Here is a 25,926-nt window from a genome sequence, read left to right as displayed (position 1 = left end):
AATCTGCTTATCCACGTCCCACCGACTTTATAGGAAGAATTATTTTTTAAATTTACAAGTCTTGTAAGTAAAACTAGTCATTTCGACCTTTTTTTCTCATTTTCCTCGACAAAACCCACTTATCTTCTTACTTTGATTCGAAAATTGTCGTATATAGTGATACAATGTTTTTATTGATTTTTAAGAGGTGAAAGAAATGGAATATGTTTTACTAAGTTTATTGGTTGTATCAATCCTACTCTTTGTCCTATCCTTTTTTGTTAAGGATCCGATGAAAGAGCTTAAGAGTGAAATTGATCAGTTATCCCTAAACCAAATTCAAGAGCTATACCAGATGAAGAGAAAAATAAAGATTCTTGAAGAGGAACTTCTAGTACCCGATTCAGACTTCTCTAGTACGGCTTCTCAAAAAAGAGAAGTTCATGCAATATTAAAGAATCAAGTTTGGTCACTTTCCCAACAAGGTCTCTCGATTGAACAAATCGCAAAGCAATCTTCTCTTCCTATAGAGGATGTTGAGATGATCTTAAATGAATTTTCTATGAGGGGAGAAACCTATGAATAAGATTCACCTAAGAGCATTCGCTTTTGGTCTCCTCTTATCAACTTGTATATTTGGGTCGTATTATTATCTTTCTGGAGACCATGGAGCAGCTTCAAAATTAAGCAATAAAGAGTTAATTGCTCAAGTAGAAGATAAAGGATATAAAGTGGTTGAGCAAAAAGCCTATGAAGAGTTAGAAGCAAAGGCAAAAGACGCTGAAGCAACACCAACTAAGGAAGAAACAAAAGAGACCGAACAAACGAATACAACAAAAGAAGAGGCAGCAAAAGAAGAGGAACAGCCTGCAGAAGCTGTTAAGGAGTACAAGCTTACTATTATTAGTGGAATGCAATCAAGTGAAATTGCCACACTTTTAAAGGACGCAGGAATAATCACGGATGCTTTTGATTTCGAGCAATACTTAATCAAATCTGGTTATCATACAAAGGTTCAACTAGGTGAGTTTGTCGTAAAAAGCGATATGACTTACGAACAACTTGCAAAAATCATAACAAAAAGCTGAAGATGAATTCTCTTCAGCTTTTTATTTTATTCATTTAAGTCATAGTGTCTACCTTTAACAAGGTAAAACGTGTGTTCAGCTATATTGGTCACATGATCTGCCGCTCTTTCTAGATAACGGCAAGTAAACGATAGTTGTGTAATTTGCGCTAAAAATTCCGGCTTTTCCTGATTGATTCTTAATAGTTCCTGAATCGTTTGACCGTATAAATGATCAACCTCATCATCCATATCCGCCACTTGTTTTGCTTTTTGCACATCTTCTTCGATGAAAGATTCTAACGAAAGCTTTAACATTTTAGATGTTGCTTCGTACATTTCTCTAATTCGGACAATCGGCTTTACATGTTCCTCACTACCAATTCGAATAGCTGATTTAGCTACGTTTACAGCAAAATCGGCAATCCGCTCGATGTCTGTTGCGATTTTAATGGCAACAATAATTCGACGCAAGTCAATCGCCACAGGCTGTTGCTTTGCGATTAAAAGAATAGCAAAGTCGTTAATTTCTTCATACAAGACATCCGCTCTCGTATCATTCTCCATAATCTCAATTGCAAGTTCCACGTTTTTTGTTTCTAATGCTTTAATTGATTCGCTTAATGCTTGATCGGCAAACTCACCGAGCTCAATCAGCTTATTCTGAAGTTCCTTAAGATCAAAATGAAATTTTTCACGTACAACCATATTTGTCTTCCTTTCATCTCCGATTGGTATTGTTAACAATTAAATCGTTTGTTTTGTGTGAATATTATCCGAAGCGACCAGTAATATAGTCTTCTGTACGTTGATCAGAAGGAGTTGAGAATATTTTATTCGTATCGTCAAATTCAACAACTTCTCCATTTAAGAAAAATGCCGTTTTATCCGAAATACGAGCAGCTTGCTGCATGTTATGAGTAACAATAATGATACTATAATCCTTTTTAAGCTCTTGAACTAATTGTTCTACTTTAAGAGTCGATATAGGGTCAAGGGCTGACGTAGGTTCATCCATTAAAATAACATCTGGCTCGATTGCTAAACAGCGTGCAATACAAAGACGTTGTTGCTGACCACCTGATAGACCATACGCATTTTCATTCAAACGATCCTTTACTTCATCCCATATTGCAGCACCGCGCAAACTCTTTTCAACGATCTCATCAAGTACTTTTTTATTGCGAATTCCATGAATTTTTGGTCCATATGCTATATTTTCATAAATCGATTTTGGGAAAGGATTTGGCTTTTGGAATACCATTCCCACATTTGTTCGTAAATCTTCCACTTTATATGATTTGTCTAGTATACTTCTTTCTCGATACAAAATATCTCCTGAAATCTTCACCACTGGAATGAGTTCCACCATTCGATTTAACGTTTTAATAAACGTTGACTTCCCACATCCTGAAGGACCAATGATAGCTGTTACTTCCCTCTCATTTATATCAAGGTTAATGTTCTTTAATGCATGGTCTGTACCGTACCAAAGATTTAAATCCTTCGTTTGATATGCATGATTCTTTTTACTCTCTTTGTTTACACTCTTATTACCACTAGACTCTTCTGCTGTTTTATTTTCACTGTATGTTGAAACGACCATCGTAAAACCCCTCCACCCAATTAAAATCTTCTTTGAAATTTGTTTCTTATTAACACCGCTATAGAGTTCATTATGAATAAAACCAATAATAGAACAACAATCGTTGCAGCAGCTAGGTTTGCATATTCATCCACTAAAGCTGAATCAATGGTCCAGTAATAAATTTGTAGCGGCATGACGGTAAATTTATCTAACAGACCTTCAGGAAGTGGAATAATAAATGCTGGAATACCAATTACTACAAGTGGTGCTGTTTCACCAATTGCACGGGATAAGGCTAAAATAACACCGGTTAATATCCCAGGTAGCGCTGCAGGTAAAACTACGTTCTTAATCGTTTGCCATTTCGTCGCTCCCATTCCATAAGACGCTTCCCTTAAGAACTGTGGAACCGCACGGATAGCTTCTTGACTCGCAACGACTACTACAGGAAGTACTAATAGAGCCATTGTAAATCCTCCGGCTAAAACAACCGCCCCTAAATTTAATCCTCTAACAAAGATCGTTAATCCCAAAATTCCAAAAACGATTGACGGAACACCAGCTAGATTAGATATATTCATTTGGATAAATGCTTGTAAACGCCCTTTTTTTGCATACTCTTCTAGATAAATGGCAGTCCCTACACCTAAGATTAATGTCACTGGTGCAACCACTAGCATTAGCCACAAGGTACCCATTATCGCACCTTTAATTCCGGCTCTCTCTGGGTTTGTAGAAAGTCTGTTATTTAAGAAATCAAAATCAATCCATCCAAGGCTCTGTGCAACTACTCGATAAATTAATACCACCAAAACAAGTAGTCCAAATAGGGTAGCTAAAAGAAACAAAGTTTTTGCTATCCGATTGGTAAGTAGACGAGATGACATTTTTTTTTGAACTTGAGTTGTATCAACGTATTTCATCTTAATATTCCTCCCTAAATTTACGAGAGATATATTGGGCAATTAAATTCATAACTAGTGTAAAAACAAATAAAGTCATTGCCACTGCGTAAAGACTGTAATAAAGGGTAGAACCTGCAGGAGCATCTCCTCCTGTAACTTCTACTATATATGCAGTCATTGTTTGCATAGATTGAGTAATATCAAAAGTGAAGACTTTGTTACTTCCACTTGCTATCGTTACGATCATCGTTTCACCAATTGCACGGGAAATTCCGAGAACAAATGAAGCAACAATTCCAGATATAGCAGCAGGAACGACTACCTTCCAGGTTACTTCGAATTTTGTCGACCCTAATCCTAAGGCTCCTTCCCTCATTGCATTAGGCACGGAGCTCATCGCATCTTCTGACAAAGAGGCAACCATCGGGATAATCATGATCCCCATAACTATACCAGGACTGAGGATATTAGTAGGCTGAAGTGTCGGTATTAATTTTGTTAATAGGGGAGTAACAAATGTAAAAGCAAAGAAACCATATACAATCGTCGGAATACCCGCAAGAATTTCTAACATTGGTTTTAGTAATTTTCTAACTCTATCCGACGCATACTCACTTAAATAGACAGCTGTCATTAATCCAATCGGAATCGCTACTAGCATGGCTATAGTCGAAGAAATAACCGTTGCAGTTAATAATGGCAAAACCCCGAACTGTGCACTTTCCCCTAATGGCTTTAGGACAGTACTTGTAAAAAACTGAACGAAAGACACCTCTCTAAAGAAGGCGATGGTCTCTGTTAATAAAGTTAGTACAATACCTATAGTTGTTAAAATAGAAATAATAGCAATTGTAAGAAGTATTTTAGGCATTAACCCCTCTAAAATACTAGCTGAACTAACAGTTCGCTTGTTTTTGGCAATCATCTCTCGAACACTTAAAGTATTTGTTTCCCTTGATACATCTTTTTCCAAGGATAAAACCCCTTTCATCCAAACCCTATCATCCTTATCATGTAAAGAATGACTCATTTTATTCTAATTTTAAACAGCTAAGAAGATGAGAATGAACCCATCTCATCTTCTTAGTACCTCAGATTGGAATCTGAATACCTTGTTTATTATTTTAATCCTTCAAGAGTACTGATTGTTGCTTCCACTTCTTCGTCTGGTAATGGAGCAAATCCAGTGTTTTTAGCAACCTCTTGAGCATTTTCCATTGTGTAGATTGCATAATCCAATACTTGTGGCTTTTCTTTTGCCAAGTTTACATTTAAGTATGTGAATACCGGACGAGTGAATGCAGAATATCCAAACTCTTCACCTTCACCGATAGTTTCTAATGTTGGCTCAACCGCACCGTTACCAAAATCAACCTTAACAGCTTTAATTTTATCTTTGTTGTTCTCATAGTATCCGTAACCGAAGAAAGCAATCGCGTTCTTTTCTTTAGAAACTAAGTCTACAAGCGTTGAATAGTCTTGTTGAAGGTTCACACCTTCTACTAGGTCTTGCTCTTCAAGAATCTTTTCCCAGAAGTATTCATATGTTCCGTGATTTTCATTAGGACCCATTGTTACAATTGGCTCATTCGGGAATTCAGGGCGAATGTCAGACCAGTTTTTCTTTTCGCCTAAGAAAATTTGTTTCACTTCATCTTGAGTAAGTTCAGTTGCCCAATCGTTATCTGGATTGATTACAAATGTTAATCCATCTAAAGCAACTTTCATTTCTTGAACTTCAATTCCTAAGTCTTCAGCAGTTGTAGCTTCTTCTTCCTTGATTTGACGAGAAGCATCATTAAAGTCTGTACCATTCTCAACTAAAAATTTCTTGAAACCAGCAGAAGTACCTGCACGTCCAACTTCAACTGAAACATTCTCTTGAGCATTTGTCATATATTGTTCAGCCATTTCAACCATGAAAGGGTAAACTGTACCTGAACCATCAATTACTACAGATCCTTCTAATTCAGCTGTTTCGCTAGTACCTTCTGTACCTTCAGTAGCTTCTTCTCCGCCACCACAAGCAGCAATAATGGACATAACAGCTGCAAGCATTAGAAGTAAGCTGAGTTTCTTGAGATTTTTCATTCGGTAATTCCTCCTAAGAATTAAAGGTTGTTTTATTCTGTCCTACAAGTAATACAATAATACTGAACTGTTAAAGGGGTTTTAATCGATTGTAAAGGTTTTGTAAATTAAGTAGAAATGTGTGTAAACCTGTCGGAATTTGGGCATAGAACTACTTTGCTTTCTTTAATCGAAAGTACGCATCTAATACTTTTCTCCCTATTTCCAAATTAGGAGAGGGTCCTTTTTCCCCTGTATATACCCACGGGACAACAACTGCCATCGAAATCTCTGGATTATTGGAAGGTGCATACGCCACTAAGCTTAAATTCATCACCGCTGGCGGCTCTTTATATAAATGTCTTGAAGGCCCGTCATAAAACGCCTGTGCGGTTCCGGTTTTTCCAGCTGGCGAATAAGCAGCATCCTTAAATTCTTTATAAGCCGTTCCTAATGGATGCTGCATGACTTGGCGAAAGCCCTCTTGAACCCTCTTAATATTCGCCTCATTAACATCAATTCGATTTAATATTTTGGGTTTTATTTCCCTGACGAGTGTCCCAGGAGCCTGTATATTTTGAAAATTCGTTTGCCGTATCTCCTTCACCATTCTTGGCTGTAGCCGATTCCCCCCATTTGCGATTGTACTTACGTATTGGGCAAGCTGCATAGGTGTGTATGTATCATATTGCCCAATCACTAAATCCAATAAAAACCCAGGCTTTGTGCTTGTCCCTTTATATCCGATTGTTTCATTGGGAAGATCAATTCCCGTTCTAGTACCGAGACCAAATTGCCCGAAAGAATCGCGAACAATATGAAAGGTATTCGGTTCTAGAATTAAAGGTTTATCGTATGCATAATGACCTTTTCCAATTTTTATTGCCGTATGGAACATATACACATTGGAAGATCTTCTGAGCGCGTATACATCATCTATCGGACCAAAGTTCTGCCAAGATTTTTTCACAGGTGTTCCTTTTATTTTCATTGGGGCATCAACCAGTACGGTTCTCGGCTTTATCACCCCCCGTTGATAACCTGTCAAAATCGTTGCCCCTTTTACAGTTGAACCAACATTGTAGGAAGTAGTAATATTTCCTAATGAAAAATCTTCTGCTTCATATTTCCCCTCATCATTCTCGACCAATAACTTTCCAGCCATTGTTAAAACTTCACCTGTACGAGGATCCATTAAGACAACAAATGCTCGGTCTAAAAACTCGGTATCCTTGTTTGCCTTTGTTTTCATAAGCACGTCTTCAATTATTTTTTCGACAGCTAGTTGCAACTCCATATCAATACTTAATATAAGGTCATTGCCTTGTTCACCTTCAGATATAGTCTCTGACTCAATTATCTCTCCAGATTTATTAGTTACCTTCTTAATTTTTGATTTTTGCCCACTAAGGACGTCCTCGTACTGATATTCAATATAACTTTTTCCTACCCGGTCATTGCGGTTATACTCTCTTGCAACGTAATAATCCAGATGATCTCTCGGTATTCCTTCCTTTGTGTCAGTTACTTTTCCAAGGACTGTTTTTAACGTATTGTTAAATTTATACACTCTTTCCCAATCCGTAATCGTTTCTATACCAGGTAAAGATTGCAAGCTTTCACTAACTTCTGCAAACTCTTTATCTGAAACATCTTTATTTTTAATCACTTGCGGAGTAAATTCCGTACTGTTTCTTAATTCCTTCCATATGGATATGATCTCCAAATCATGATCTTTGAATTGTTCGATATCACTTTGCGTTATTCGTTCTAACGTTAATTGGTAAATCTTTTTATTCCACTCCTGGGTGGTTAGTCCTTTTTTTAATACTTTCCTTTCATTTTCCTGTACCTTGGTTTCTGCTTCATCAGGAAAACGCATCATCCAATATTCTTTTTTGTCGCGATCGGAAATTCTGCTGAAATCCATTGTGATAATTGAAGCTAATCTCTCTGCAACCAGTAACATCTCTTTTGGTCCATGTCCTTGATTTATATAAGCGATTGCTTTTTGAGGAGAATTATCAACAATCATTCTAAAATTTCTATCGTACATGCGACCTCTTGGAACCGGATGATTAACGGTAACATCCTCTGTTCTTTCTATCTCCCTACGATAATCTTCTCCATAGACAATTTGAATAAAGCCAAGACGAAGTACAAGAATGGAAAAGAGCAAAAACACGAAAAAAAACAGCATATTTAACCGGACAGGTAGCTGCTTTCTCTTCTTTCTTTTCTTCTTTTCCTGATGCATGTCTCCACCTCATTTCAGTGCCCCTCCCAAATTTAATAGGAGAGGCGGCTCTTGATCAATTAAATTCAATTTTCCTAACAAAAAAATAGATTAGACTATGTCCCGATCCGATCAATAATAATAGGATTGGTATACTTTCCTTTGGGTCAAAAAATGATACAGCCATTAAAAAAATAAGGATAGAGACAATTCTTCCCGAATTCAGAAAAATTTCTCTGACCACAATATATTCAATTCTCATTTCTGCAGCATTCCAGCCCTTACCGATTACATCGTAGGTCATTGATAAATAAGGTACCAATAGCATCGGATAAGCAATGGCGATAATCGAAGCATAAATTAAAAGCTTTGTATAAGTGAGGTTAAATACTAATAACAAAATAGCTAAATACAATAGTATGCCACCAAAAAGAATGGCCTTTTTTCGATGTTGTTTTTTAATCCAACGTGAAGCAAAATAGTATCCAACAAAAGCAATTCCTGAATTCACTAATCCAAAGGTCCCGAGTGCCATTTCACTTCCAGTAGTTATAAAAACAAATACTGAAATTACAAAAACAAACGTTCCTTCTCTAACTCCCTGAACAAAATGTGCGTTTGTAATTTGCCTCCAATTAAAGTTGTTTTTTCTCTCTTTTAAAATCCTTAAAAACATGTATCTTCCATTTGCAGGCCTTCTCTTCAAGAAAAAACTTAGAATAACCGCAACGGAAAACAATCCTAAGGAAGTAGCAAAAATAACGGAATACCCTGTAAATTTCTCTAGTTTAGAAATCACAGTTCCTGCGGCAATAGGGCCAATCATTCCTCCAACAGAAGACAGAATTCCCAAAAAGCCATTAAAGAAATCTCTTGTTTCTGGTTCCGTAACTTCAAAGGTTAATACATTAAAAGCAAGCCAGTAAAAACCATAACCAATCCCTAGTAATCCTCCTAACACAATTAAAAATTGTGAAGCATTGGTTCCTATTGTTAAAACCGTTAGGTAGAAAACAGCTAAAAAAATGACACCTATACGCAAAACGATTACTCGGTCAATCTTTTTAGCCCATCTGCCTGCTAGGATAAAAGTTAGAGGTTGGAGAACAACAACTGAGAGGTTATAAATAGCTAAATCTTTAAAATCACCGGATTGTTTCCATAAATAAATATTTACAAAAGTATTGGATAAAGCAACACTTAAGGAATACAGACCTCCGATTAACAAAAGTAAAAGCAAATCCTTTGTCAGATCGATGTCACCAATTAATTTTTTCACTTTACTCATGAATAGAAACTCCCCTTCGTATCTAAGGGTAGTTTTCATCAAGCTCACCTTAATTATGTACAAAATAAACAAAAACGACGTGGAATTATCCACGTCGTTACTTGTTTATTTATTTTGCTTCAGCGTATCTCTTTGCAACTTCATCCCAATTTACAACGTTCCAGAAAGTATTGATATAGTCTGGACGACGGTTCTGGAATTTTAAGTAGTAAGCGTGCTCCCACACATCAAGACCAAGGATTGGCGTTTTCCCTTCCATTAATGGAGAGTCTTGATTTGGTGTGCTTGTCACTTCTAGTTCTCCGTTATTTACTGCAAGCCATGCCCAACCAGAACCAAAACGAGTTGTAGCAGCTTTTGCGAATTCCTCTTTCAAGCTTTCTAGATTTCCAAACTTTGCATTGATTGCAGCTAGAAGATCACCCGTAGGTTCTCCTCCCCCATTTGGAGATAGAATTTGCCAGAATAATGTGTGGTTAGCGTGACCACCACCGTTGTTACGAACTGCAGTGCGAGCAGCTTCTGGTACTGCATCAAGATTAGCAATTACTTCTTCAACAGATTTTGAAAGCAATTCTTCATTTCCAGCTAAAGCATTATTCAAGTTCGTTACGTATGTGTTGTGATGCTTTGAGTGGTGAATGTTCATTGTTTCCTTGTCGATATGTGGTTCTAGAGCGTCGTAAGCATAAGGTAATTGCGGTAATTCGAATGCCATGAATAACTCCTCCTAAATATGTATAATGATTTTTTCTTTAGAAAAACCCTTTCATTTTTAACATTTGGATATTCCTAAAGTTATTAACTTAAGATTACCAAACTTGGCAACTTTGTTCAAATATTAAGCTTAAGCCAACAGATTTACATTACCCTTTTTGGAGAGAAATATTCGCAAAACTAGGTGGTATCTCTTCCTTTTCATCATACCATTTCTGATGTTTCGATAATTTGTCAAAATTGTATAAATTAGCGTCATGTCAATGATTTAAGTCATAGCTGTTGTGGATTGTTCTTTTTAAAGGACACTACGTTATTGACACTCTTTATGTATTTTTATTAAATCAAAGAGAGGAGAGGAAAGGGCGGGTATTACATGAATGAAATAAATGTTTCATTATATAGCTTACTCATACAAGAATTTATAGATAAAGAAGATATTCAGAAAATAAAATCAGGTTCAACCATATTTAATGAAAGAGATTCAGTCAGTCATATTTATATTCTTTTACAGGGAAGTGTATCTCTTGGAAGAGTTCATATGAGAGGGAAAGAATTTATTATAAAAATTCTTAATGGAGAAGAATTAATCATAGAATACCAATTATTTAAAACAAATCCGATTTATCACTTTTTTGCAAAAACCATTTCAGATTGCGAGTTCCTTATCATCAAAAGAGAAGAATTCGAAAAGTTTGCTATGAGTTCTCCTCGTGTCATGAGTGCATTGACTTCTTGGCTTAGCACAAGATATTTAAAAGCTCAGATGAAGTGCCAGGACCTTATTATGAATGGGAAAAAAGGTGGACTTTATAGTATCTTAATTCGACTTTGTAATAGTTACGGAGTCATGACTGAAAAGGGAATTTTAATTGACTTACCACTCACCCACCAGGAACTCGCAAGTCTTACGTATGGAACAAGAGAAGTTATTCAGCGCATGTTAAAGGAACTCAGGGAACTAGAAGTTATTTCGTATGATCAACAGAAATTTACTGTGAAGAATTTAGCCTATTTAAAACAAGAAGTTGATTGTCAAAACTGTCCACATGAAATCTGTGGCTTAAACTAAAAGAGAAAAGGGCTCATAAGCTCTTTTCTCTTCTTTCTTAAAGTACTACTAAGATAAAATATAGGATCATAAATAGTTGAATAATCCCTTTTGTAATCACGCTACTAATAAACCCAACGACTGACCCAACACCAACCCTTAGTGACTCACTCAAGCCCCTTTTATTTATAAGAAGCTCTGCAATAACCGCACCAATAAAGGGCCCCAAAATAATACCTAGTATCGGGATAATAAACGGAACTACTAATAAGCCAATTGTACTTCCCCATATTCCTGCTTTAGAGCCACCAAATTTTTTCACACCAACCATATTCGCTAAATAATCTGCACCAAATAATAAGAGGACAAATAAGCTTTGAATACTCCAAAATAACCAATTAAAAGGTTCAAAGGAGAATAATAAGCCATAAACGATAAAACCGCCCACCAGAAATAACACACCTGGAATGATCGGATAAATCAAACCTACGAAAGAAACTAGAAAAAACAACACAATGATAAGCCAATACACGAGTTCCACCTTGTCACCTCTGTACAAAAAAACAAGGGAGGATCCCTTGTTTTTTAAGAATGTCTTACTCCAAGAACTGCTTCTGCAATATTTACAGCATGATCACCAATTCGCTCTAGATTGCTAATAATATCAACAAACACAATCCCTGCAGAACCGGAGCACTTTCCTTCATTCAAACGAAGGATATGCTGCTTACGAAGAGTTCTTTCCATTTTATCAATTTGATTTTCTTTTTCAACTACATGACGAGCTGCATCCAAATCTTTATGGTCAAGTGATTGAAGCGCTTCTTGAACAGTCGAGATGGTTAAAGCAAACATATCTTCTAAATCTTTCATTGCACTCTCTGTAATTTTTACTTTATTTGAATTTTGATATTCAACAAGCTCAACAATATTTTCGAAATGGTCGCCTATTCTCTCAATATCACGAACCGTATCCATTAACGTTGTATGCTCTTCTGAATCATTTGTTGAGAGTGGGCTGGTAGCTAGTTGCACTAGATAATCGGTAATTTTTCGGTCGAGATTATTTATTGCACTTTCTAACTGATACGCTGATTCTGCATGCTTGTTTTGCTTCGTATTAACAAAATTACTTGTTTCCTCTAACCCTTTAATGGCGAATTGGCCCATTCTTAACACTTCTTCCTTTGCTTGTCCTAAAGCAATAGAAGGAGACTGCTTAATGAAGTTAGGGTCTAGATGCTTCGATTTATAATCAATCAGAGAGTCATCACCGGGTATTAGTTTAATTACAATAAGCGCAAGTAATCCAATAAACGGAAATTGAATAATTGTATTTGTTGTATTGAAGATACCATGAGCAAAAGCAATGGTCATTTCTTCATTTAAATTTAAAGCACCTTGTAAAGATGTAATAATTTTTGTAAAAGGAATCAATAAAATCATAAAGATGGCTGTACCGATGAGATTAAATAGTACATGAGTGGCAGCCGCTCGTCTTGCTGCAACGGAGGCCCCGATGGATGCTAAAACAGCTGTTATCGTTGTTCCAATATTATCTCCAAACAAAACAGGAAGTGCTGCATCAATATTAATCAGATTTTCAGCATATAGACCTTGTAAAATTCCAATCGTTGCACTAGAACTTTGTACAATAACGGTAAATACTGTTCCAATCACAACACCTAAAATAGGATTAGAACTCATATTAACGGTTAATTCGTGAAAGGCCTCTAAGCTCCTAAGCGGCTTCATCCCACCACTCATTAACTCTAATCCATAAAATAATGCACCGAAACCAAAAACAATCTGTCCAATGCTTGTTGTTTTATTGCTTTTAAAGAAGAATATAAGGATTGAACCAAGAGCAATAATTGGAAGCGCATATTCACCAATATCAATACCAATGATAAATGCGGTAACAGTGGTACCAATATTTGCCCCCATGATGACACCAATTGCTTGTCGCAATGTCATAAAACCGGCACTAACTAATCCAACGGTAATGACTGTAGTACCAGAACTACTTTGGATGAGCACTGTAACAATAATACCTGCTAACACACCCATAAAAGGATTGGTTGTAAATCGATCAAGAATATCTCTTAATTTATCTCCTGCCGACTTTTGCAAGCCATCCCCCATAAACTTGATACCAAATAAGAAAATTCCAAGGCCACCTAAAAACTCAAAAATCATTTGCTGGATATTCAATTCCAAGTATTTCAACCCCTACTACATTTTTTCGACATTATTCTTAAAAACCCCTTAATCATTATGTGTAACGTAAAGAGAAAAGTAAATATTATTATCTTTAAATTTACAATGCCTTAACAAAAGGATAGTAATGTTACAATTATGTTACAAAACACAACCCTATTTTTTCACCAATCGTGTTTACTTGGACAAGAAAGCCATATCACGATAAAATAATGAAGGATTACATAGAAAGGTGTGTGTCATGTGTCATGAACATATTTCAGCAGTTATTTAAAAGTCTCTACTCTCCTAAAGACATTGCTAAAACAAGATTCCAAGGTATTGGAAAAACCATTCTTTTTGTTTTTCTACTAACTCTAATTTCTGTTATCCCAACTATTAGCTATGTAAGCTCAGCTATAAATAATGGAATTGAGACAGCCGCCCACACAGTAGATAATGAACTTCCGGATTTTTCAATAGAAAATGGTGAACTCATAGCAGACCAAGAAGAACCGATCTATATTGAAGATACAGATTTTACCATCATTTTTGATTCTACTGGTGAAGTTAGTGAGAATGATTTAGAGGGCTATGAGAATGCCTTTGCGCTTCTTCAAAATGAGTTTGTTCTCATTGCAGGAGGAACGCTCGATACTTACGACTATTCAACTTTATCCGACTTAAATATTACGAAGGACAGTACCTTGGAAGTGATCCATTCCGTGGACGGTTTATTGGCAGTTATTATTCCTGTCCTTGCATTGACCATTTATATTTTTTCAAGCGGCATTAAATTTATTGAAATTACCATTCTTGCATTGTTCGGTCTATTTATTAAGAATGTAACTAGTCGTAATCTACCATATCGACAATTATGGAGACTATCAGCTTATAGTGTAACTCTCCCTACTATTTTCTTTACGATAATGGAAGCTTTTCAAACAACCGTTCCTAACGGTTTCCTCATTAATTGGTTCGTTTCTATCATTATGTTGTATCTAACAGTACGAGAAATTCCTCAGAAAGTTAAGCAATAAAAGAGAAAAACGCGATATTACGCGTTTTTCTTTTTTTATTTGTACTACTAATCTATCTACTGCATATAAATAGAGTAACTCTACTAATAAGGAGAATCGTCCATGAAACGTCTCTTCGTTTCTCTACTAGTTACTCTTATTTTGTATATCATATATGTTGACTTAAGCATAGGTACGATACCAAACACAACCAATGAAACGATAGAATCCATTGAAGTAGATTCTAAAGTAAATCAAATAGATGAAACTGTTCTTGTAACTTTTAGTAAAACTGTAGAACAGGGAGATACAGTTCTTTCAATTATAGAGTCTCAACTAAAAGGATCGATACCAGTTCCAATTGAAAAAGTAGTAAATGATTTTATTATATTAAATAAAGGAAAAAAACCTGAGGAAATTCAAGCCGGAAAGTCATACCTATTTCCTGATTACAGCAAGTCCGATAGCAACTAACAATAATGGAGACTTTTTCACGGCATCAAGATTCTTGTCACCTTTCACGTTCATTGTTACAATGTTCAATAGGAAAGTACTAAGATTAATTTAGATCTTTTTTTCAAAAGGAGAGAATCACTGTTGAGTGAAATTATACATCGTACAAAAACTCGTCCCATAAAAGTCGGACCTTTAACCATTGGTGGAAATAATGAAGTTGTCATTCAAAGTATGACTACCACAAAAACACATGATGTTGACGCCACGGTTGCTGAAATAAAGAGGCTAGAAGAAGCCGGTTGTCAAATTGTGCGTGTCGCTTGCCCTGATGAAAGAGCCGCTAACGCCATTTCTGAAATTAAAAAAAGAATTAATATTCCTCTAGTGGTTGATATCCACTTTGATTACAAACTCGCTCTAAAAGCTATTGAGGGAGGAGCGGATAAAATTCGTATTAATCCCGGTAATATTGGCCGTCGCGAAAAAGTGGAGGCAGTTGTTAAAGCAGCTAAAGAAAAAGGAATTCCAATTAGAATTGGTGTCAATGCTGGTTCGTTAGAGAAAAGAATATTAGAGAAATATGGATATCCAACAGCTGACGGTATGGTAGAAAGTGCCTTGCACCATATCAAAATTTTAGAAGATCTTGACTTTCACGATATCATCGTCAGCATGAAGGCATCCGATGTGAATCTAGCTATTGAAGCCTATGATAAAGCAGCAAGAGCGTTCGATTATCCTTTACATCTTGGAATTACTGAATCAGGTACTTTGTTTGCAGGTACTGTAAAAAGCGCAGCAGGTTTGGGAGCGATCTTAAGCAAAGGAATTGGTAACACGGTTCGAATTTCACTAAGTGCTGACCCAGTAGAAGAGGTTAAGGTTGCCCGTGAATTATTAAAATCATTTGGATTATCTTCAAATGCGGCAACACTTATTTCTTGTCCAACATGTGGAAGAATTGAAATTGACTTAATTTCGATCGCAAACGAGGTAGAGGAGTACATTCAGCAGATTAAAGTACCCATTAAAGTGGCAGTATTGGGCTGTGCGGTAAATGGTCCTGGTGAAGCAAGAGAAGCCGATATTGGCATAGCAGGAGCTCGAGGAGAAGGCCTTTTATTCCGTAAAGGAGAAATTGTCCGTAAAGTTCCTGAAGCGACAATGGTTGAAGAGCTTAAAAAGGAAATCGATCAAATTGCTGCAGAATTTCAAGCAAAACGTGATCAGGAAGCACTGCAATCATAAAAGGAAAGAGGCTCTGGCGTAATCGCCGGAGCCTCTTCTTTTATCTGTAGCGGTTAAAAAAATGGTAGTATAAACATACCCACAATGATGGAAATCGCTCCAATCCCGATAGCCCAGCTACCAAGGCCGGTTGCTCCACGTCTTCGGGCGATAAACCCTAATACAATTCCAACTGCTCCAAACAAAATGGGTGCAACAAACAATGAAAGGATAGAAATGATTAAAGCAGCAAACCCTATGCCTGTACCGCTTTTCATCGTCTCACCAACATTATTTGTTGTTCTTTCCCTGTTAAAAGTAGTTGGTGCAGCAATTTCAGCTGAGGTTTCTTCTAAATAATCTGCAGGTTGGTATTTATTTGTTTCACCAACATTGTCGCTCGTACGAAGGTAATCGAATGATCCTTCGTTGTTGCGTTCTTGATCTGCCATATTGATCCCTCGCTTTCCTTTGATAGGAGCAGTATTATTATTTGCTTTTACACAACAATTATGTTGTTAATCATTTCTAATTCGGCTATTTTCAATGATGGAATATAACGAAATGGGGAAGTACTACATGAAAAAAAGAAAATTAGGATTTGATATTGATGGAACAATCACCTGCCCTGCAGCCATTGTTCCTTTTATTAATGAAGCCTTTCAATTACAATTAACACTCTCAGATTTAACTGATTATGATTTACTAAAAGTAGTGGATATTCCAGATAAAGTATTTACCAATTGGTATGATAAAAAAGAGGCAGACATCTTTACTTTGTCTCCATTAGCTACGGGAGCAAAAGAAGTATTATTAGAATGGGGCAAACACCACGAATTAATATTCATTAGTGCTCGTGGGGAAAACGTGTTGGAGGTGACTAAAGAGTGGTTTATTAACCATGGAATCAACTACGATCATTTAGAACTTATCGGATCACATGAAAAAGTTGATGCAGCAAAAAAGTACGGAGTAGAAATCTTTTTTGAGGATAAATATGAAAATGCCATTGAAATTGCAAAGAACTGCCATATACCGGTACTTCTATTTGATACGCCCTATAATCAAGGCTCCCTTCCAAATGAAGTAAAAAGAGTTTTTAATTGGAAGGAAGCCAATAATTGGGTTGAGAAATGGTTCAATTGTTAAGTACTCAATTCACCGTACATTCTGGGCATCGGCCATAAATTTCAAATTTATGGCCAGATATATCATAGTCCTTCAAGCTTTCCTGCAAACTATTCATAGGGCAAGTATCAATTTCCTTCGTTTTTCCACAGTCCAAGCAAATAAAATGATGGTGATGGTGTTTACTTTCACAAGAATAACGAAAATGTTTTTCTCCTGATAATTCCGTCATTTCAAAAATACCCAGATCCACAAATAAAGAAAGATTACGATAAATCGTATCAAAGCTCAACCCAGGGTAATGATCCTTCATCCGATCAAGTACATCCTTAGCCGTTAAATATTTATTACTGTTAGCAAAAAGACCAAGCATATCTTCTCTTTTTCCTGTATGCTTGTAGCCTTTATTTTTTAATAAATCAAGAGCTTCCGTTACATTCATTCTCTCACCTCATGTTTCCATTGGTACATTTTCTTTAATAATATAACAAGAATGAGAATCAATACAGCAATAACTACAATCGTTCCACCCGGTGCCAAATCAAGATAATAAGAAATGGTCAGCCCACCAAGTACAGAAACTTCTCCGAAAACCATAGAAAGTAGGATGGTTTGTTTAAATCCTTTTGCAATCCGAATACTTGCAGCTACAGGGAGAGTCATGAGCGAAGATACTAGTAAAATTCCAACAATTCTCATCGAAGCTGCAATGACTAGTGCAACTAAAACAATGAAAAAGAAATGAAGGGACTTCACGGCTATACCTGAAGCTTTTGCGTGTTCTTCGTCAAATGAAAGAAGAAATAATTCCTTATATAAAAGCGTAATGAAAGCTACCACAATCACACTGATGATAATGATAATGACTAAGTCTGTTCGACTGACTGCACTCACGCTACCGAATAAATAACTATATAAATCTGTATTGAATCCATCGGCTAATGAAATGAAAATAACACCTAAGCCAATACCACTAGACAAAATAATGGGGATAGCGAGCTCTTGATAATGTTTATATACAGTTCTAAGCTTTTCGATAAACAAAGAACCAATTACAGAAAAGGTCATTCCTAAATAGATCGGATTTAATCCCGTAGTGAACAAAAGCCTTTTTTCAAGAAGCAAGCTTGCCGCTATACCAGCTAATGTAACATGGCTTAAAGCATCGGCTATTAGAGAAAGTCTTCTAACTACAATATAGACACCAAGTAAAGGCGCAATTATTCCAATGATTGCACCTGTGAGAAATGCATTTTGTAAAAATTCATATTTAAATATCGCTTCAATCACCGATTTTCCCCTCCGTGATGATGAACATGGTGATGGTGATGGTGTTGGTCATGTTCATGCATAAGAACTTGAACATCATGTCCATATAGGTCAGACATATTTTGTTTTTCAAACTCCTCTGTATCACCATGAAAGTGCATATGCTTATTTAAGCAAGCAACATGGGTCACTTTATCTGTAATCGTACCGATATCATGAGTGACTAAAATTAATGTTATCCCTCGATCTTGATTAAGCTCTGTAAGCATTTCGTAAAAGGATTGGACATTTTTTGCATCAACACCAACTGTGGGCTCATCTAAGATAAGTAAGTCTGGGTCACTTACTAAGGCACGAGCGATAAAAACTCTTTGCTGTTGTCCTCCTGACAACTCACCGATATTGCTTCCTATTTTTTCCGTTAGCCCCACAGAATCAATCGCAGCTCGTATCTTTTCTTTATCCTCTTCCTTATGCCTTTTAAACAATCCTACTTTTTTGGTTAACCCACTTGAAACCACTTCGTATACTGTTGCGGGGAATCCCGAATTAAAGGAATTTGCTTTTTGTGAAACAAAGCCGATTCGATGCCAATCTTTAAACTGCTCAATGGCTGTTCCAAATAATTCGACTTCTCCCTTTTGAAGCTTTAATAAGCCTAAGATTATTTTTAATAAAGTTGACTTTCCTGAACCATTAGGGCCAACAAGTCCCAAAAATGCTCCACGAGGAACTGAAAAATGAATATCTTCAAGTACATTTTCCTTTTCGTACTTATAAGTCAGTTTATTTACATTTATAATATTTTCCATTTTAACCACCTAATATTATCAGAATCATTCCGATTTACAAAAAGTAGTATACATGAGAAATGAAACGATGTAAAGGAAGTACTTCGTGCCCCCTTTGTTTACACCTTTTATTAGCTAGCAACATAGATTAACATCAGGGAGTGGTGAATTCGTGAGTATCTTTCAATCCATTGTTAATCACAAAATAAACACAATTACGACAGAAGAATTACTGAAATACGCCAAACAATTTGGAGTTACTATTACCGTTAATGAAGCCAAAAAAATTGCTTCCCATCTTAAGGGAAGACAAGTAGATATTTTTAATACTTCAGAAAGAGCGAAACTGTTAAAGGAAATTGAAAGATTAACGAGTCCTGCAACGGCAAAAGCCGTCAGTCAATTGGTTACACAATTCACGAAATAATTAAACAGAGGCTCATTTTTCAATGAGCCTTCTCTTTTTTATGCCATTATATGTTCGAGTAGGTTTTCGTTAAATACTTTTGAAGTTAACATGTCAATTTCTTGTTTGTATGGTGCTTTTTTATTATTCTTATCTTCCCCAACAAACGGTGTTTCAAGGATTTTTGGAATACTTATTAGCTGCGGATGATGCACAATATAAGAAAGTGCTTCAAATCCAATCTTTCCATATCCAATATTCTCATGTCTATCTTTTCTTGAACCACGATCATTCTTACTATCATTAATATGAAGGACCTTTAAGCGATCAATACCAATGGTTTTATCAAACTCGTTAAGAACTCCGTCAAAATCATCAACAATGTTATAGCCCGCATCATGAATATGACAAGTATCAAAGCAAATAGAAAGCTTTTCATTATGTTTGACACCGTCTATGATCATCGCTAATTCTTCGAAGCTTTTTCCGCATTCAGATCCTTTGCCAGCCATTGTTTCTAAAGCAATCTGAAGTTGCTCATTTCCAGTTAGAACCTCATTAAGACCCTCAATGATCTTCTTGATTCCAGCCTCTTCCCCTGCTCCTACATGAGCTCCTGGATGCAGAACAATTTGCCTTGCACCGATCGCCTCTGTACGTTCGATTTCTGATTTTAAAAATCGGACACCAAGGTCAAATGTATCTGGGTTGGTAGTATTTCCAATATTAATAATATATGGAGCATGCACAACAATATCTTCTAAATTGATTCCATTTTGCTCCATATGTTTTTGACCTGCTTCGATGTTTAAATCTTCTATTTTCTTTCTTCGAGTATTTTGAGGAGCACCTGTGTAGATCATGAAAGTATTCGCACCGTATGAGATTGCTTCTTCACTAGATGCTAGCAACATACTTTTCCCACTCATTGAAACATGTGAACCTAATTTCAGCATTTCTCCACTCTCCTACCTCTTATTTCTTTTTCAATCGGTTCTGTCTTTTCTTAATTTTATCCATTTCAAACTGCATCTTCTTCTTATAGCCCGGCTTCACCTTTGACGGTTTTTTAACAAAAGACTTCGCTAACTTATCTACCTCATCAGTCTGCTTTGTTCTCTTTTTTCGTCTGTTACGATCTTCAAGCTCGGAGAGTTCACCTTTTTTAATATCAATATGCTTAAATTCAATCCCCAGTTTTTCAAGCCTATTTAATGCATCTTCATCAGATGGCTCATAAACTGTGAGAGCTATTCCCGAATTCCCCGCTCTAGCTGTTCTACCAACACGGTGTACATAAAAATCTAAGTCAGTTGGAAGCTCATAGTTAATCACATGGCTAATCCCTGGAATGTCAATTCCCCTTGCAGCTAAATCGGTAGCTACAATATATTGAAATTCCAAATCCGTGATTTGCTTCATCATCCGCTTACGTTCACGGGGACTTAAATCTCCATGAATTCTACCAACTTTTAACCCTCTTTGAGTAAGTGCTGTAGCGACTTCCTCGGCTTTTTTCTTTGTATTCGTAAAGACAATCGCTAAATAAGGGTTATACAACTTCAGCGCCTCATACACAAGATTTGACTTTTCACGATGTCTTGATGGAAGAAGAATATGTTCAATCTTCGCTGCAGTTAACTGCTTTGGTTCAATATGAATATACTTAGGATTTTCCATATACTTCTTTAGAAAAGGTTTTAGCTTTTCTGGAATGGTGGCTGAAAAAACAAGCATTTGAAGCTTTTCTGGCATTCTTGCTCCAATTTGGTCAACGTCTTCTAAAAATCCCATATCAAGCATTAAATCAGCCTCATCGACTACATACATGCTTGCTGTATGTACAAAAAGGGCTTGTTCCTTTACTAAATCATTAATTCGTCCTGGAGTCCCTACAACGATATGTGGTTGAGTTTTTAATTTTTCAATGGCACGAACTTTGTCTGTTCCTCCGATAAATAGACGACTTGTGATCTCTTCGCCCTCTTCCGCATGCTCAGTAACCTTTAAAACCTCTTGGTATATTTGTGAAGCAAGCTCTCTAGTTGGTGCAGTGATTACAGCTTGTACCTCTTGTTTATTAGGATTGATTTTATGGAGTACCGGTAATACATACGAATGTGTTTTCCCAGTCCCTGTTTGAGATTGACCAATTGCACTTTCACCTTTAAGTACAGTCGGAATCAATCTTTCCTGAATTTCAGTTGGTTCATAAAATCCAATGGCTTCAATCGCCTTGTTTATAAATGGTTTAAGTTGATACGTTGAAAATTTTGTTTTCGTCATTATTAAAGCTCCTTCAGTTTTGGTAAGGATGTCCATACCCATCATGTAATTATAATAAAGTTCTTCATAAAGTGCCACCTACAGTTCATTTCCCATATGATTATGTTTTACGAATTACAGTATTTTCAAACCAGTTCCTAACTTATCATCATTCACCTAGACCAAATATCTCTTTCTTGCATAGGGTATAAGAGGGAAAATTATGAAAGGAGGGTGTTCGTATGCCACCAAGACAACCGTTTCCTGTGCGTGGAGGAATGCCTCAACCTATGCTCGGATTTGGACGGAACCAAATGAGACCAATGATGCCCCCAGTAAGAATGGGGAATATGGGGATGAACAGAGCCCATATGGGGGGAAATGCTCCAAGAGGAATGAGAGGTCCGACAAGAAATAGCGGAGGAGGTTTACTGTCTAAGTTACTTGGTAAGGGTAAATCTCAAGGCGCACAAGCCGGAATGCAAATGTTTGGCAATGCTTCTCGCTCTACTGCCCCAGCTGCAGGTGGCGGGCTGTTAAAATCACTAGCAGACCCCACAGCAATAACGGGTTTCTTGAATAATACGCAACGGGTATTACAAACCGCTCAGCAAATCGGACCGATGGTACAGCAATATGGTCCAATTGTTAAAAACCTACCAGCCATGTGGAAACTTTACCGTGGTTTAAATGCTGCGAGTTCGGATGAGGAAACTAAGGATGAGGAAAGCGTAGAGTCCACCAACACTGAGGCAAAATCGGAAACGAAAACAAAAACAAGACAAAAACGTCCGAGCTCAGTCAGTACTGAAAATGATACACATTCCATAGAGATTGAAGAACAGGTATCACCAAGATTACAAGGAAAATCAGTACCTAAAATATATGTATAAAGGAATATGTCCAGAGCATATTCCTATTTCTCTTCTTTGTATAATCATGACACTTCTTATATAATGATAGAATAAGCATGCTTAAAGGGGAGAGCCAACTCAATGAAAGTTATAAAAATATCACCCCGTGGCTATTGCTACGGTGTTGTTGATGCAATGGTCATCGCAAGAAATGCAGCACTTGATAAATCTCTGCCACGGCCTATATATATATTAGGAATGATTGTACACAACAAGCACGTTACCGATGCTTTTGCTGAAGAAGGGATTATTACACTAGACGGCCCTAACCGAAAACAAATATTAGAACAAGTAGAACAAGGGACTGTTATATTTACTGCCCACGGTATATCACCAGAAGTCAGAGAGTTAGCAAAGAAAAAAGGTCTTGTTACAATCGATGCTACTTGTCCAGATGTAACAAGCACCCATCAGCTGATTGAAGCAAAGAGAGATGAAGGTTACCAAGTAATCTATATTGGTAAAAAAGGACATCCGGAACCAGAAGGTGCGCTTGGAGTAGCTCCTGATATTGTTCACCTTGTAGAGACGGAAGCAGATGTTGATTTATTAGCCATTCATGCCGACAAAATACTTGTCACGAATCAAACCACAATGAGTCAATGGGACGTTGGCCATATTATGGAGAAAATTGAAAAGAAATACCCACATGCTGAATTTCATAAGGAAATCTGTATGGCTACACAAGTTCGTCAAGAAGCGGTTGCTGAACAAGCAGGTCAGGCGGATGTGGTGATTGTTGTTGGTGATCCAAAAAGTAATAACTCCAATCGTCTGGCGCAAGTTTCCGAAGAAATCGCAGGGACAAAAGCTTATCGGATTAGCGATATATCAGAATTAGATATTGATTGGATTAAAGATGCCCAAACCGTAGGGGTAACTTCTGGAGCATCAACACCTACTCCTATTACAAAAGAAGTCATTGCCTTTATCGAACAATTTAATCCTTTCGATGAATCCACATGGAACCGAGAGAAAAAAGTGCCACTTCACAAAATATTACCTAAAGTAAAAAATTAATATTACCAAAAAGCCACGGAAAAATGTAAAAGAAATGCTTTCTTAAAATACTTACCTAAATGACAGTCTATAAAAAAGTAAAACTCGCCATAGTATAAATTGGCGAGTTTATTTATTAATACAAAAAAAATATAAAACCTCACTTACCTGTGACATTCTTCACTGTAATGCATCAAAATGAGGTTTTCTTTGATTTTTCCAAGTGAAACTCACTCCTTAATAAATAAGATGTTTTGTCCTTAATCGCAAAATAAGCGGAGAATTTCCGGTTATATGCAAAATGGAGCCTCTTATTGGGGGAATAAGGGGAGTTTTTCCGCTTATGCAAAGCAAAATCGCTTATTTTCGAATTTTCCGAGCCAATAGGCGGAATCCCTCCGCCTATTTAAGCCTTTTTTATTAAGAATTACTAATTAACCGGAATTTCTCCATCTATTTATCAGCTCAGGTCCTTAACCTGACCGCCAACCGATGTCTTGGCTTTTTTGTTGCTTATACAAATTGAAAAGGATCCGTATGAATGGTTGAAGCGAAAATATTTACTTCATATTTTTTTTCCTTACACATTTCTGTGAGCTTGTTTGCCACGCCCTGTTTCATCACCTTTTCGACATTGTGACCTGGATCAATAATATTTAACCCAAGCATCATGGCATCATGAGCAACGTGATAGTACATATCACCCGTTACATATACATCTGCACCTTTGAAGTTTGCCGATTGAATATATTTATTCCCATCTCCACCAAGTACAGCAACTTTTTTCACCTTAGAATTTAAGTCCCCAACAACTCGAACGGCAGGCACATCTAGGGCTACTTTCACAAAATTTGCGAATTCACGGAGGGTTGTTTCTTGGACGCTCCCTATCTTACCCAAACCAAGTGACTTTGCTTGATTCTTTAATCGGTACACATCATACGCTACTTCTTCGTATGGATGTGCTTTCATCATCGCTGATAGGACCTTTTTTTCTAGATGAGCAGGAAACACCGTCTCAATTCTAGCTTCTTCCACTTGCTCCACTTTTCCTATCGCCCCATAAAAAGGTTCGGCCCCTTCTAAAGGAATAAACTCTCCTTTTCCTTCAGATGTAAAGGAACAGTGAGAGTATGGCCCTATTGAACCTGCTCCCGCATTTCCTAATGCATTTTTTATCGCTTCCTCATACCCAATTGGCACATAGACAACGAGTTTAAGTAATTCAGAATCGAAGGTTGGTACCAGGACCTCAGTGTTTGATAATTTCAGTGCGTCTGCCAGCATATCATTGACTCCGCCTTCAGCAACGTCCAAATTCGTGTGAGCTGCATATACTGCGATATCATGCTTGATTAATTTTTCTATAATTCGACCTGTTGCTGTATCTGTCACGAGCTTTTGTAAAGGACGATAAATGAGTGGATGATGAGCAATGATTAATTGAACATTATTATGTATCGCTTCATCTACTACTTCTTCTAGTACATCTAGTGCGATCATCACATTTGAAATTTTCTTATTTAGTCTTCCAATTTGTAAACCTATCTTATCTCCTTCTAACGCTAGATTCTTTGGTGAAAATTGTTCAAAGAGACTAATAATTTCATGCCCATTTACGGTTTTCATTCTCCTAGAACCTCCTTTACCATTGAAATTTTCTTCTGTATTTCCATTTTCTTTTCTATTTTTTCTGTTGTTTGGCTAGACTGACTCATCTGTTTTAAAATACGGTCCCAATTATTCCATTCAGCCGTCCATTTATCAATAAAAGCCTCGTTCTTTTCTTTACTTAAATACGGTCCGAAAAGCAATTGATTTTCCATCTTCTCCGTATAAACAGATTTGGGATCTCCTTTTTCAGCAACTAAGATCTCATAAATCTTTCCATCTTCTTCTAAAATAGCTTCATCTATAAGGCTCCATCCATTTCCTAGAAGCCACAATCGTATTGAAATAGCACTAATATTCGGTTGAAGCACAAGTCTCTTTACACCCTTAAGCTTTTCCTTTCCCTCTTCAAGAATAGTAGCAATGAGGGCACCACCCATACCAGCAATGGTAATGCAATCTACTTCCCCTACACCAATTACTTCAAGGCCATTTCCTTTTCGTACATCAATTTGTTTCGTTAATCCTTCCATTTCTACTTGTTTTCTCGCAGATTGAAAGGGTCCTTCAACCACTTCACCTGCTATTGCATAAGGTACTTTTCCTGCTTTCACAACATGACAAGGAAGATAGGCATGATCAGAACCTATATCAGCTAGTTTCGCACCCTCTGGAATAAAATTGGAAACGGCGCTAAGTCTTTTCGATAATCTTTCCACATTCATTTACATACACCAACTCT

27 protein-coding genes and 1 pseudogene are annotated in these 25,926 nt (G+C 36.8%); 10 read left to right on the top strand and 18 right to left on the bottom strand.

The window, feature by feature from the left end; translation table 11 throughout:
* The first annotated feature begins 196 nt into the window (after positions 1-196).
* A complete protein-coding gene (locus M3175_RS02465; RefSeq protein ID WP_251514282.1) occupies positions 197-565 on the top strand; it encodes a hypothetical protein in 369 nt (122 codons plus the stop codon).
* Entirely contained in the window at positions 558-1,067 is a 510-nt protein-coding gene (locus M3175_RS02460) for a hypothetical protein (RefSeq protein ID WP_251514281.1), read from the top strand. Before M3175_RS02465 ends, M3175_RS02460 begins: the two co-directional genes overlap by 8 nt.
* Positions 1,068-1,093: 26 nt before the next feature.
* Here the strand turns inward: M3175_RS02460 and phoU are convergent, their stop codons facing one another.
* The 8 genes and pseudogenes from phoU to M3175_RS02420 all read right to left on the bottom strand — a co-directional run bounded on the left by phoU (position 1,094) and on the right by M3175_RS02420 (position 9,850).
* Positions 1,094-1,753 (bottom strand): phosphate signaling complex protein PhoU, encoded by a 660-nt coding sequence (gene phoU, locus M3175_RS02455; RefSeq protein ID WP_251514280.1) that lies wholly within the window; start codon positions 1,751-1,753, stop codon positions 1,094-1,096.
* Positions 1,754-1,817: 64 nt separating this feature from the next.
* Positions 1,818-2,555 (bottom strand): annotated as a pseudogene (pstB, locus tag M3175_RS02450) (phosphate ABC transporter ATP-binding protein PstB); the annotation flags it as partial.
* A gap of 116 nt (positions 2,556-2,671) precedes the next feature.
* A complete protein-coding gene (gene pstA, locus M3175_RS02445) occupies positions 2,672-3,556 on the bottom strand; it encodes a phosphate ABC transporter permease PstA (RefSeq protein ID WP_251514278.1) in 885 nt (294 codons plus the stop codon).
* A gap of 1 nt (position 3,557) precedes the next feature.
* Positions 3,558-4,529, bottom strand: a complete 972-nt coding sequence (gene pstC / locus M3175_RS02440; RefSeq protein ID WP_251514277.1) for a phosphate ABC transporter permease subunit PstC — start codon at positions 4,527-4,529, stop codon at positions 3,558-3,560.
* A 128-nt stretch (positions 4,530-4,657) separates the two neighbouring features.
* A complete protein-coding gene (locus tag M3175_RS02435; RefSeq protein ID WP_251514276.1) occupies positions 4,658-5,629 on the bottom strand; it encodes a PstS family phosphate ABC transporter substrate-binding protein in 972 nt (323 codons plus the stop codon).
* A 151-nt stretch (positions 5,630-5,780) separates the two neighbouring features.
* Positions 5,781-7,865, bottom strand: coding sequence for a peptidoglycan D,D-transpeptidase FtsI family protein (locus M3175_RS02430; protein ID WP_251514275.1), 2,085 nt, complete (start codon positions 7,863-7,865; stop codon positions 5,781-5,783).
* Positions 7,866-7,920: 55 nt separating this feature from the next.
* Positions 7,921-9,132: an MFS transporter gene (locus M3175_RS02425; protein WP_251514274.1), complete on the bottom strand. Its 1,212-nt coding sequence runs from the start codon at positions 9,130-9,132 to the stop codon at positions 7,921-7,923.
* A gap of 109 nt (positions 9,133-9,241) precedes the next feature.
* On the bottom strand, positions 9,242-9,850 hold the full coding sequence (locus tag M3175_RS02420; RefSeq protein WP_251514273.1) for a superoxide dismutase: 609 nt from the start codon (positions 9,848-9,850) through the stop codon (positions 9,242-9,244).
* Between the two features lie 375 nt (positions 9,851-10,225).
* On the opposite strand from M3175_RS02420, the gene M3175_RS02415 reads away from it, so the two are divergent.
* Positions 10,226-10,921, top strand: a complete 696-nt coding sequence (locus tag M3175_RS02415) for a Crp/Fnr family transcriptional regulator (RefSeq protein WP_251514272.1) — start codon at positions 10,226-10,228, stop codon at positions 10,919-10,921.
* Between the two features lie 37 nt (positions 10,922-10,958).
* On the opposite strand, the gene M3175_RS02410 is transcribed toward M3175_RS02415, so the two are convergent.
* Both M3175_RS02410 and M3175_RS02405 read right to left on the bottom strand, forming a co-directional pair.
* Positions 10,959-11,441 carry a DUF456 domain-containing protein gene (locus M3175_RS02410; RefSeq protein WP_251514271.1) on the bottom strand — a complete coding sequence of 161 codons (483 nt, stop codon included), beginning with the start codon at positions 11,439-11,441 and terminating at the stop codon, positions 10,959-10,961.
* 44 nt (positions 11,442-11,485) lie between these two features.
* Positions 11,486-13,099: a Na/Pi cotransporter family protein gene (locus tag M3175_RS02405; RefSeq protein ID WP_371321657.1), complete on the bottom strand. Its 1,614-nt coding sequence runs from the start codon at positions 13,097-13,099 to the stop codon at positions 11,486-11,488.
* A 269-nt stretch (positions 13,100-13,368) separates the two neighbouring features.
* Between M3175_RS02405 and M3175_RS02400 the strand changes: the two genes are divergently transcribed.
* The 3 genes from M3175_RS02400 to ispG all read left to right on the top strand — a co-directional run bounded on the left by M3175_RS02400 (position 13,369) and on the right by ispG (position 15,822).
* On the top strand, positions 13,369-14,139 hold the full coding sequence (locus tag M3175_RS02400; protein WP_251514269.1) for a DUF1189 domain-containing protein: 771 nt from the start codon (positions 13,369-13,371) through the stop codon (positions 14,137-14,139).
* Between the two features lie 102 nt (positions 14,140-14,241).
* Complete coding sequence (gene yqfZ / locus M3175_RS02395) at positions 14,242-14,592, top strand: protein YqfZ (RefSeq protein ID WP_251514268.1); 351 nt, start codon at positions 14,242-14,244, stop codon at positions 14,590-14,592.
* Positions 14,593-14,724: 132 nt separating this feature from the next.
* On the top strand, positions 14,725-15,822 hold the full coding sequence (gene ispG, locus M3175_RS02390; RefSeq protein WP_251515250.1) for a flavodoxin-dependent (E)-4-hydroxy-3-methylbut-2-enyl-diphosphate synthase: 1,098 nt from the start codon (positions 14,725-14,727) through the stop codon (positions 15,820-15,822).
* 53 nt (positions 15,823-15,875) lie between these two features.
* Here ispG and M3175_RS02385 read toward each other — a convergent pair whose 3' ends face one another.
* Positions 15,876-16,253 (bottom strand): hypothetical protein, encoded by a 378-nt coding sequence (locus M3175_RS02385; protein WP_251514267.1) that lies wholly within the window; start codon positions 16,251-16,253, stop codon positions 15,876-15,878.
* Between the two features lie 127 nt (positions 16,254-16,380).
* Here M3175_RS02385 and M3175_RS02380 point away from each other — a divergent pair, with 127 nt between their 5' ends.
* Positions 16,381-16,950 (top strand): hypothetical protein, encoded by a 570-nt coding sequence (locus tag M3175_RS02380; protein WP_251514265.1) that lies wholly within the window; start codon positions 16,381-16,383, stop codon positions 16,948-16,950.
* Positions 16,951-16,954: 4 nt separating this feature from the next.
* Here M3175_RS02380 and M3175_RS02375 read toward each other — a convergent pair whose 3' ends face one another.
* From M3175_RS02375 to M3175_RS02365, 3 genes are read right to left on the bottom strand one after another with little or no spacing between them, the layout of a single operon-like run.
* A complete protein-coding gene (locus tag M3175_RS02375) occupies positions 16,955-17,371 on the bottom strand; it encodes a Fur family transcriptional regulator (RefSeq protein ID WP_251514264.1) in 417 nt (138 codons plus the stop codon).
* Positions 17,368-18,219: a metal ABC transporter permease gene (locus tag M3175_RS02370; RefSeq protein WP_251514263.1), complete on the bottom strand. Its 852-nt coding sequence runs from the start codon at positions 18,217-18,219 to the stop codon at positions 17,368-17,370. The genes M3175_RS02375 and M3175_RS02370 overlap by 4 nt, the downstream gene beginning before the upstream one ends.
* Entirely contained in the window at positions 18,216-19,010 is a 795-nt protein-coding gene (locus M3175_RS02365; protein ID WP_251514262.1) for a metal ABC transporter ATP-binding protein, read from the bottom strand. Before M3175_RS02365 ends, M3175_RS02370 begins: the two co-directional genes overlap by 4 nt.
* A 151-nt stretch (positions 19,011-19,161) precedes the next feature.
* Between M3175_RS02365 and M3175_RS02360 the strand changes: the two genes are divergently transcribed.
* Positions 19,162-19,416, top strand: coding sequence for a DUF2624 domain-containing protein (locus M3175_RS02360; RefSeq protein ID WP_251514261.1), 255 nt, complete (start codon positions 19,162-19,164; stop codon positions 19,414-19,416).
* A 38-nt stretch (positions 19,417-19,454) separates the two neighbouring features.
* Here the strand turns inward: M3175_RS02360 and M3175_RS02355 are convergent, their stop codons facing one another.
* Positions 19,455-20,351 (bottom strand): deoxyribonuclease IV, encoded by an 897-nt coding sequence (locus M3175_RS02355; RefSeq protein ID WP_251514260.1) that lies wholly within the window; start codon positions 20,349-20,351, stop codon positions 19,455-19,457.
* A gap of 19 nt (positions 20,352-20,370) precedes the next feature.
* Positions 20,371-21,681 carry a DEAD/DEAH box helicase gene (locus M3175_RS02350; RefSeq protein WP_251514259.1) on the bottom strand — a complete coding sequence of 437 codons (1,311 nt, stop codon included), beginning with the start codon at positions 21,679-21,681 and terminating at the stop codon, positions 20,371-20,373.
* Between the two features lie 221 nt (positions 21,682-21,902).
* Between M3175_RS02350 and vrrA the strand changes: the two genes are divergently transcribed.
* Together vrrA and M3175_RS02340 are read left to right on the top strand one after the other, a co-directional pair.
* Complete coding sequence (vrrA, locus tag M3175_RS02345) at positions 21,903-22,553, top strand: VrrA/YqfQ family protein (RefSeq protein WP_251514258.1); 651 nt, start codon at positions 21,903-21,905, stop codon at positions 22,551-22,553.
* A 102-nt stretch (positions 22,554-22,655) separates the two neighbouring features.
* Complete coding sequence (locus tag M3175_RS02340) at positions 22,656-23,594, top strand: 4-hydroxy-3-methylbut-2-enyl diphosphate reductase (protein ID WP_251514257.1); 939 nt, start codon at positions 22,656-22,658, stop codon at positions 23,592-23,594.
* Positions 23,595-24,086: 492 nt separating this feature from the next.
* On the opposite strand, the gene M3175_RS02335 is transcribed toward M3175_RS02340, so the two are convergent.
* Positions 24,087-25,202, bottom strand: a complete 1,116-nt coding sequence (locus M3175_RS02335; protein WP_251514256.1) for a Nif3-like dinuclear metal center hexameric protein — start codon at positions 25,200-25,202, stop codon at positions 24,087-24,089.
* Positions 25,199-25,909, bottom strand: a complete 711-nt coding sequence (locus M3175_RS02330; RefSeq protein WP_251514255.1) for a tRNA (adenine(22)-N(1))-methyltransferase — start codon at positions 25,907-25,909, stop codon at positions 25,199-25,201. Before M3175_RS02330 ends, M3175_RS02335 begins: the two co-directional genes overlap by 4 nt.
* Between the last annotated feature and the right edge of the window lie 17 nt (positions 25,910-25,926).

Origin of the sequence: Robertmurraya korlensis (assembly GCF_023715225.1) — a bacterium.
GTDB lineage: Bacteria > Bacillota > Bacilli > Bacillales > Cytobacillaceae > Robertmurraya_A.
Note: the sequence above shows the minus strand (reverse complement) of the source record. Positions and strands in the feature narration are given on the sequence as shown.

Coding starts and splice junctions, on each gene's coding strand:
- M3175_RS02465 (WP_251514282.1), top strand. CDS start 197: ATGGAATATGTTTTACTAAGTTTATTGGTTGTATCAATCCTACTCTTT.
- M3175_RS02460 (WP_251514281.1), top strand. CDS start 558: ATGAATAAGATTCACCTAAGAGCATTCGCTTTTGGTCTCCTCTTATCA.
- phoU (WP_251514280.1), bottom strand. CDS start 1,753: ATGGTTGTACGTGAAAAATTTCATTTTGATCTTAAGGAACTTCAGAAT.
- pstA (WP_251514278.1), bottom strand. CDS start 3,556: ATGAAATACGTTGATACAACTCAAGTTCAAAAAAAAATGTCATCTCGT.
- pstC (WP_251514277.1), bottom strand. CDS start 4,529: ATGAAAGGGGTTTTATCCTTGGAAAAAGATGTATCAAGGGAAACAAAT.
- M3175_RS02435 (WP_251514276.1), bottom strand. CDS start 5,629: ATGAAAAATCTCAAGAAACTCAGCTTACTTCTAATGCTTGCAGCTGTT.
- M3175_RS02430 (WP_251514275.1), bottom strand. CDS start 7,865: ATGCATCAGGAAAAGAAGAAAAGAAAGAAGAGAAAGCAGCTACCTGTC.
- M3175_RS02425 (WP_251514274.1), bottom strand. CDS start 9,132: ATGAGTAAAGTGAAAAAATTAATTGGTGACATCGATCTGACAAAGGAT.
- M3175_RS02420 (WP_251514273.1), bottom strand. CDS start 9,850: ATGGCATTCGAATTACCGCAATTACCTTATGCTTACGACGCTCTAGAA.
- M3175_RS02415 (WP_251514272.1), top strand. CDS start 10,226: ATGAATGAAATAAATGTTTCATTATATAGCTTACTCATACAAGAATTT.
- M3175_RS02405 (WP_371321657.1), bottom strand. CDS start 13,099: ATGATTTTTGAGTTTTTAGGTGGCCTTGGAATTTTCTTATTTGGTATC.
- M3175_RS02400 (WP_251514269.1), top strand. CDS start 13,369: ATGAACATATTTCAGCAGTTATTTAAAAGTCTCTACTCTCCTAAAGAC.
- yqfZ (WP_251514268.1), top strand. CDS start 14,242: ATGAAACGTCTCTTCGTTTCTCTACTAGTTACTCTTATTTTGTATATC.
- M3175_RS02385 (WP_251514267.1), bottom strand. CDS start 16,253: ATGGCAGATCAAGAACGCAACAACGAAGGATCATTCGATTACCTTCGT.
- M3175_RS02380 (WP_251514265.1), top strand. CDS start 16,381: ATGAAAAAAAGAAAATTAGGATTTGATATTGATGGAACAATCACCTGC.
- M3175_RS02375 (WP_251514264.1), bottom strand. CDS start 17,371: ATGAATGTAACGGAAGCTCTTGATTTATTAAAAAATAAAGGCTACAAG.
- M3175_RS02365 (WP_251514262.1), bottom strand. CDS start 19,010: ATGGAAAATATTATAAATGTAAATAAACTGACTTATAAGTACGAAAAG.
- M3175_RS02355 (WP_251514260.1), bottom strand. CDS start 20,351: ATGCTGAAATTAGGTTCACATGTTTCAATGAGTGGGAAAAGTATGTTG.
- M3175_RS02350 (WP_251514259.1), bottom strand. CDS start 21,681: ATGACGAAAACAAAATTTTCAACGTATCAACTTAAACCATTTATAAAC.
- vrrA (WP_251514258.1), top strand. CDS start 21,903: ATGCCACCAAGACAACCGTTTCCTGTGCGTGGAGGAATGCCTCAACCT.
- M3175_RS02340 (WP_251514257.1), top strand. CDS start 22,656: ATGAAAGTTATAAAAATATCACCCCGTGGCTATTGCTACGGTGTTGTT.
- M3175_RS02335 (WP_251514256.1), bottom strand. CDS start 25,202: ATGAAAACCGTAAATGGGCATGAAATTATTAGTCTCTTTGAACAATTT.
- M3175_RS02330 (WP_251514255.1), bottom strand. CDS start 25,909: ATGAATGTGGAAAGATTATCGAAAAGACTTAGCGCCGTTTCCAATTTT.